A 7,256-nucleotide genomic window follows, 5' to 3' on the forward strand; every position below is an offset into this window, starting at 1 on the left:
CTACGGATGAGTTCCCCGGTCCGTTTGAACCGCGACGTCGGTGGATTCCGGACCCAGCATGAGAATCGCACCGGTGAGGAAGCACAGGGCTCCCACGAGTGTGCCGAGATTGGACAGTTCGGCGTTCCAGACGTCGCCGCTCGACGGTATGACGAAGGCCGCGACCGCCGAGATGCCGAACGCAACCGAACCGGCCACGTTGATGACGGCGATCTTCCATGTCCGGGGCCTGGGCCGGCCGGCAACGACGCCGCGACCGGCATCCAGCAATGCCACACCGCTTGCAACGAGGAAGGCGACTGATCCCAGAGCGTCGGGTCGCCACACCCGCTGCTCGGCCAGCGCCGCGCTGAGATTGTCCCGCACTGCGTTTCCCGTACTCCAGTTGAACCACAGTGTGCCGGCAAGTTGAACCGCGGCAGCGAGCCAGACGAGATTCCGCGGCGCCCAGACCCAAGGCGAGTGGCGCGCAGTGGCACGCACGGCCGGAAGCGCGTCAGCGGCTTCGCGGTACTGCAGGAATGCCGCAGAGGTGAAGAACAGCGAACCGACGAAGAATGTGGCGGCACACCAGCGCAATCCCACGGCCTCGGAGTATGACGGCACCGCTCCCAAAGCGAACAGACTCGAGCCAATGATGAATAACCATGCGATCCACCGGTCCCGTATGGTCGAACGGCGCGCGCTCGAGATCTCAGTCATGGCCGGCCCTCAGGAGCCCGATCTTGGACGCTGCCTGGATCGTCAGGCGCCGCGGGCGCCCTGGGGCCCGGGACCGGGACCGGGAGCACATTGATGATCACGAAGGACACCGCCACAGCCACCACCACCTGGGGTGTTACGGCCACACCGTCCACTCCCAGCAGCAGCGTGGCCAGCAGCGTCGACGTCAACGGCAGTCGCAGCATAGCTGCGCACATGGCTCCTATGCCCATGCCGATCGCTGCCGCGAGATTCATTCCGGGCAACCCATTCGCAGCAATACCGAGCGCCGCACCGATGAACATCGACGGGAACACCGGCCCACCACGAAATGCGCTCAGCGAGAGCCCATAGACCAGGGTCTTACAGGAGATCAGCAGGACCAGCACAGCAAGCGGGTAGTCTGCGGCGTCTGCGACCAGCTCCGGAAGTGCGTCCTGCCCCGAGAACAACACCTGCGTGAAGCTGTGCGCGGAGATCAGCTGGTACGCCATCGCGGTAAGACCGACCAGCAAGCCCAGCGCAGACGTCACCAACACCCGGTTCAGATGCACGACCGGACGAAGCGACAACGCGACCCAGCGGATCAACCATCCCAACAGCGCGCCGGCCGCGCCCATGATCACCGCCCAGCCCATCGTCGCCAACGTCGGCGGCACCGCAGGCGGCACCGCGGGCAGCGCCAGCGAGAAGCTGCCCAACCCGGTCCACCCGTCCAAGCCGACGAACACCAGCGCCCCCACACCAGATGCGATCAGCCCGGGCAGGGCCACCAGACTCAGCGTCATTCCCCCGATCCCGGCAGCCTCCATGATCAGGAATGCACCGAGCACGGGCGAGCCGAGCAGGGTACTGATCGCTGCGAAGCTGCCAGCCGACGCCATGATCGTCAGGGCCATCGGCGGAGCGTCCTTCTTCACGAGGTGCACCGCCAACGCCCCGAGGCCGCCACCGATCGCGATCAGCGGCCCCTCGGGCCCGAGCACGGCACCCAGGCTGAGCGTAGTCAGTGCCGCGAGAACGATGCCCACGAGTTCCCGACTGCTGGGCGGACCGCCGCCTGTCTTGAATCCGAACGCGGGTGAGTGGCCCCCTGTTCCGGGCAGATACCGGATGGTCAACGCCGTCAACAGCCCACACAGCACCAACCACGGAACCGGCCACCACGCAGGAGCAGAACCCCCGAGGACTTGACTCGGCAGCCCGACGAAGACGAACCGCTGGACCGCCGCGACCAGAGCGAGAAAACCGTAGGCAATGACCGAGATGGGAACGCCCAAGACCGCTGCCAGCACGAGCGCAGCGATGTATGGCCTGGAACGAATCACGACGGTCGGATCGATACTGGGCGGCGACGCCGCAGGCTCGCTCATTCCGGGCAACCCGGTGCGACTGTGACGATTCGGGTCAACCCGAATCTCCATCGTCCGTCCGAAAGACGGCCCCCAGCAAACGGAGGCGCCGATAGGACCTGGAGAACGGGTGCGGTGCGCCCGTGGTACCAGTTGAGCATCCCTGCTCCTTCCGCTGGCCCTCCGCTCGACGGCGGGAGCGTTCAGTGAGGTCGCACAAGCGATAGAGGCTGGTCAATCACGTGTTCTTCACGCTAACGCTTCCGGTGGGGGCAGTCGTCACCCAACGCGGGTGAAAGAGAACGGGTCATCCACCAATGGATACTCCGGGAGCCGGTTTTCCTGCTTGCCCGGACCCGGGAACGCCGTTCGCGCCCCTGGCTCCTACGTGCGGCTTGGTTGAGGGTGGATGACCATCCGTACGGCCCCGGTCGCGGCAAGGGCATCGGCAAGCCGGAGGGCATCCCCTGCCCGCACGCCGTCTGTGGGCGGCACGGTGGGGGCCTCGCTGGTGCAGTTCAGCAGCGCGGCCGTGACTTCGGCGACCAGATCCGGGAACCGGCTGAACCGGTAGCCGCCGTCGGCGGGGTCTTCGACGTGGCCCAGGGCTCTGGTGACGAGCACGGCGGCCTGGGTCCTGCGTGCCATGCCGAGTTTCATCAGGATGGTCGAGACCATGTTCTTCACGGTCTTTTCTGCCAGGAACATCTCCTGGCTGATCTGGCGGTTACTCAGCCCTTTCGCCAGGCCGATGGCGGCAGTCATCTCCCGCTTTGAGAGTCTCTGGAGTCTCTCGTCCTGCCCTTGCGGACCGAGCAGGGAGAACGGGGCCACGAGCGCCGGATGGAACCGGGCGCTGTACGCGGTGTGCCCGGCCAGGGCCCGGCGGATGAGCCTGAGTTGTTCGCTGCTGTCGTCCTGCTTGGACAGGCACCCCCGAGCGCCCGCCAGAATGGACTCGATCAGCACGGCTTCGTCGGTGTCCGCGGTCATCAGCACGCAGCGGATGCCCGGGTCGGCCGCGGTGATGGCCCGGCACACGTCCGCACCGGAACCGTCGGGAAGATCATCGTCAAGAATGACCAGCTCCGGGCGAAGGGCAGGGATCCGCCGGACTGCTTCGCGGGCGGATCCTGATTCCCCGGCGACGCTCAGGCCATCGGACTCGATCAGTTGACGCAGGCCCCGCCTCACGACCTCGTGGTCGTCCAGCAGATACACGCCTCGGCCGGCAAAGCTGTTGTGCGGGTGGTTTTCCGGGTCAGCCATCATTGCTGTTCCGTTCTTTCGCCTTTGAGACCCCAGAGGCGTTGTTAGTGAATCCCTGACGCCGGCCCCACTGATGCGAAGACGAACCCGGATCCCCATCCGGCCCCCTGCCGGCGCGCACTCATGCGCGCAGGTTCTTTCTCCCCACGCTAGACCTAATACCCGCTTAGTCCTAACAGCCTCCGGGCAACAGCGCAGTTCGGCCGCGTTCCCGGCTGACAGGTCTATTCCGTAGTCGGCGCCCTGGGTTGAGAATCGCACGACTTCCTCGGCATCCTCCCCAGAAAGATCATCGATCAGCCGGACATTGATGTCGCCGGCGGCTAAGTCGCAGCTTGGAATGGCGCGCAGTGGTCAGCTTTGGACTCGCTGCCGGTACTGCCGCGGAGTTTCCCCTGCGTCGTTGAGAAAGTGCCGGTTGAAGTTGGACAGATTCGAGAAGCCGACTTCGTAACAAATCTCGGAGATCGCTTTTTCGCTCCGCTCCAGCAGGCGCCGTGCGTGGGCCAGTCGAAGTTTCCGGACCAGGTCACTGAAGTTCTGGCCTGTGGCACGTTTGAAGTACTTCGAGAATGTCGGCTCCGGCATCCCCACCATGGCTGCGGCCTCCGACATCTTGACGCTGCCGGCGTGGTTGCTGAATACGTACTCGAGAACCATGTCCACCACGGCCGCGGCCTGGCCGTCCAGCTGCGGCCTGAACCATTCGTCGGCAAGGTAGCGCCGTTCCTCCTGGGGCGCCCGCGCCAGAATTGTAAATAGCTCCAAGAGGTGGCGGAGCCGATCCAAGCCGGTGGACGCACCGATCGCCTCGATGGACGCTGCGGCCGACGCGGCTGAGCGGCCCAGGAACTCGACGCCGCGTGCGGACTGTTCCAGCAGGGGTTTGAGTTCGGCCAGTTCTGGGACCAGGGCAGCGGTCTGCTCGACCCATTTTCCGTCAAACTGGATGACGGCGTCCCGCTTCTCCAGGACTTCGCCGGGCTCAAGGTCGCTGACCCAATCATGCGGCAGCCCCGACCCCACGAGAGACACCTGGCCGGCCTCGAAGGTGCCGATGTGGTCTCCGACGATGAATTTTCCGGTGCCCTTGCGGATGAGGTGGATCTCGTACTCGGGATGATAATTCCAGCGCGCCACAGGGCTGGGGTAGTCGTGCTCATGCCACCGGACCGAGTGGTTGGGGTCGGGCGGGATAACCTCCCGGTTGGCGTGCATTCCCAGCAGCCGTTCGGCCAGCCTGGCAGTTGCTCCGTCGGGAGGCTCCGCGGCAGTCATTGCAATTCTCCGTTTGGTGAGTGGTTATGAAATCTGGACGGCACCTAAGCGCCTTCCCCTAGGTTAGCGGCTTCTTGGAAGAAGAGCGGCGAAAATTAGTATCAGAAATTGGCAACCAGGACGCTAGTTGCGTCATACCCCACAGGCCTAATCTTGAGGAACGGCAGCCCGGCAACCGGCCTCGAGCCGGTCGCCCGTCTTCGGCCCCGCACCCCGACGCAGAAGTCGGAATGGGCAGCATCGCACCCCCTGAAGAACAAAGGAGTCCTTAATGCGCGCAAAAATACGCGTCGCCACGTTGGCGGCAGGCGCCCTGTGCGTGGCACTCAGCGCCTCGGCCTGCGCAGGCGCCGGTGGCGGCAATTCCGCCGGTGACCCCAACAGCATCAATGTCCTGATGGTGAACAACCCCCAAATGGAGGACCTGCAGCGGCTCACCGCTGATAACTTCACCAAGGAAACCGGAATCAGGGTCAACTACACCGTCCTGCCGGAAAACGACGTCCGAGCCAAAATCAGCCAGGAATTCTCGAGCCAGGCCGGCCAGTACGACATTGCGTCGCTGTCCAACTACGAAATCCCCTTCTATTCGGCCAACGGCTGGCTGGCACCGCTGGACAACGTGGCCAAGAATGCCGAGTTCAACCAGGCGGACATCCTGCCGGCCTACACCGCCTCCCTGACCGGCAAGGACGGCAAGCTCTATGGTGAACCGTTTTACGGTGAGTCTTCCTTCCTGATGTACCGAAAAGACATCTTCGACGCCAAGGGCCTAACGATGCCGGAGAAACCGACGTGGGACGAGGTCGCAGCCCTCGCCGCCAAGGTCGACGGGGCAGCGCCGGGGATGAAGGGCATCTGCCTGCGCGGCGAGCCCGGCTGGGGCCAGGTATTCGCACCCCTGACCACCGTGGTGAACACGTTCGGCGGGACCTGGTTCGACAAGGACTGGAACGCAAAGGTCAACGCTCCCGAGTTCACCGCGGCGGTCGATTTCTACACCAAGCTAGTCCGCGACCACGGCGAAGCAGGGGCCGCCCAGGCCGGGTTCACCGAGTGCCTGAACAACATGAGCCAGGGCAAGACCGCGATGTGGTACGACGCCACCTCGGCGGCCGGGGCACTGGAAGCGGATGCCTCCCCTGTGAAGGGGAGGATCGGCTACGCCCAGGCCCCGGTGAAGGAGACTAAGTCCTCGGGCTGGCTGTGGACCTGGTCCTGGGCCATGCAGGCGGCTTCCAAGAAGCAGGACGCTGCCGGGAAGTTCATTGCCTGGGCCAGTTCCAAGAAGTACGAGGAACTGGTCGCTGCCAAGCTCGGCTGGGCCAAGGTCCCGTCCGGCAAGCGTATCTCCACCTATGAGAACGCCGACTTCCAGCAGGCCGCGCCATTCTTCAAAGCCGAACGCTTTGCCATTGAAAACGCCGATCCGAAAAACCCCGGCGTCCAGCCGCGGCCGGCTGTCGGCATCCAATTTGTCGGTATCCCCGAGTTCGCCGCCTTAGGCACCAGAGTGTCCCAAGGTGTCAGCTCTGCCATCGCCGGCCAGGGCTCCGTGGCCGATGCCGTGGCCAAGGGCCAGGAAGCCGCACAAAAAGTCGGCGACAAGTACAAGTAACAACAACCGAACCGCAGGAGAACATCATGACTACCGCAACGGCGCGCGTCTCCCGGCACGGGAGCAGCACAGCCACACCTTCCAAGAACGCCAGCGCGCGGGAACGCGCCGTGGCCTGGGCACGGCGTGCACCGCTGCTGCCGGCACTGATCTTCCTCATCATCGTCACCCAGCTCCCGTTCGTGGTGACCCTGATCATCTCGTTCATGAACTGGAACAGCCTGAGCCCGAACAAGACCGGGTTCGCCGGCATTGAGAACTACATCCAGGTCCTCACCGATCCCTACATGCTGCAGGCGATCGTCACCACCATCGTCGAGACCGTCTCGGTGGTCCTGGCCAGCCTGGTCCTCGGCCTTGGCCTGGCCCTGCTCCTGGACAAGAAGTTCATTGGCCGCGGCCTGGCCCGAACCCTGCTGATCGCACCGTTCCTCATAGTTCCGGTTGCCGCGGCGCTCATCTGGAAGCATGCCATCCTCAACCCCGTCTACGGCCTGATCAACGGCGCCCTCACCTGGATTTGGTCGCTCTTTGGCAGCGACGCCCCGCCCCAGCCGGACCTGTTGTCCCAGGCGCCCCTAATGGCCATCATCGTCTCGCTGGTCTGGCAGTGGACTCCGTTCATGATGCTCATCCTCCTCGCCGGCCTTCAGTCCCGTCCGATGGACACCGTCGAAGCCGCCCAGATGGACGGCGCAAGCCCCTGGGACATCTTCCGCCACCTCACGCTGCCGCACCTGCGGCAGTACCTGGAACTCGGCGGACTGCTCGGGGCCATCTACATCGTTCAGCATTTCGACGCTACGTTCGTCATCACCTCCGGCGGCCTGGGCACGGCCAACCTGCCCTACGCCATCTATGAGACGTTCTACTACGCCAACGAATACGGGCTGGCGTCCGCCGCCGGCGTCGTGGTGGTCATCGGCACCATCATCGTGGCAACCTTCGCACTCCGCACCGTATTCTCGCTCTTCAAGAAAGAGGCAGCACGATGAAAACGCTCACCCCGGCCGAACCCCGGGCATCAGTCCCCGCCC

Annotated in this window: 6 protein-coding genes and 1 pseudogene; 2 read left to right on the forward strand and 5 right to left on the reverse strand. The window is 64.4% G+C overall.

Going from position 1 to position 7,256, the window contains the following annotated elements:
• From C9424_RS05535 to C9424_RS05550, 5 genes and pseudogenes are all read right to left on the reverse strand, one after another.
• Window positions 1-702, reverse strand: coding sequence for a YrhK family protein (locus C9424_RS05535; protein WP_116765891.1), 702 nt, complete (start codon window positions 700-702; stop codon window positions 1-3).
• Window positions 699-2,075, reverse strand: coding sequence for a chloride channel protein (locus C9424_RS05540; RefSeq protein WP_116765892.1), 1,377 nt, complete (start codon window positions 2,073-2,075; stop codon window positions 699-701). Before C9424_RS05540 ends, C9424_RS05535 begins: the two co-directional genes overlap by 4 nt.
• A 363-nt stretch (window positions 2,076-2,438) precedes the next feature.
• Window positions 2,439-3,326: a response regulator gene (locus tag C9424_RS05545; RefSeq protein WP_237563306.1), complete on the reverse strand. Its 888-nt coding sequence runs from the start codon at window positions 3,324-3,326 to the stop codon at window positions 2,439-2,441.
• Window positions 3,327-3,527: 201 nt separating this feature from the next.
• Window positions 3,528-3,674, reverse strand: a pseudogene (locus C9424_RS22200) (Lsr2 dimerization domain-containing protein); the annotation flags it as partial.
• A 3-nt stretch (window positions 3,675-3,677) separates the two neighbouring features.
• Window positions 3,678-4,601, reverse strand: coding sequence for an AraC family transcriptional regulator (locus C9424_RS05550; protein ID WP_116765894.1), 924 nt, complete (start codon window positions 4,599-4,601; stop codon window positions 3,678-3,680).
• A 271-nt stretch (window positions 4,602-4,872) separates the two neighbouring features.
• On the opposite strand from C9424_RS05550, the gene C9424_RS05555 reads away from it, so the two are divergent.
• Together C9424_RS05555 and C9424_RS05560 are read left to right on the forward strand one after the other, a co-directional pair.
• Complete coding sequence (locus tag C9424_RS05555; RefSeq protein ID WP_116765895.1) at window positions 4,873-6,219, forward strand: ABC transporter substrate-binding protein; 1,347 nt, start codon at window positions 4,873-4,875, stop codon at window positions 6,217-6,219.
• A gap of 26 nt (window positions 6,220-6,245) precedes the next feature.
• Window positions 6,246-7,214 (forward strand): carbohydrate ABC transporter permease, encoded by a 969-nt coding sequence (locus tag C9424_RS05560; protein ID WP_116765896.1) that lies wholly within the window; start codon window positions 6,246-6,248, stop codon window positions 7,212-7,214.
• Window positions 7,215-7,256: the final 42 nt, after the last annotated feature.

The organism is Arthrobacter sp. H-02-3 (genome assembly GCF_003097355.1).
GTDB lineage: Bacteria > Actinomycetota > Actinomycetes > Actinomycetales > Micrococcaceae > Arthrobacter > Arthrobacter humicola.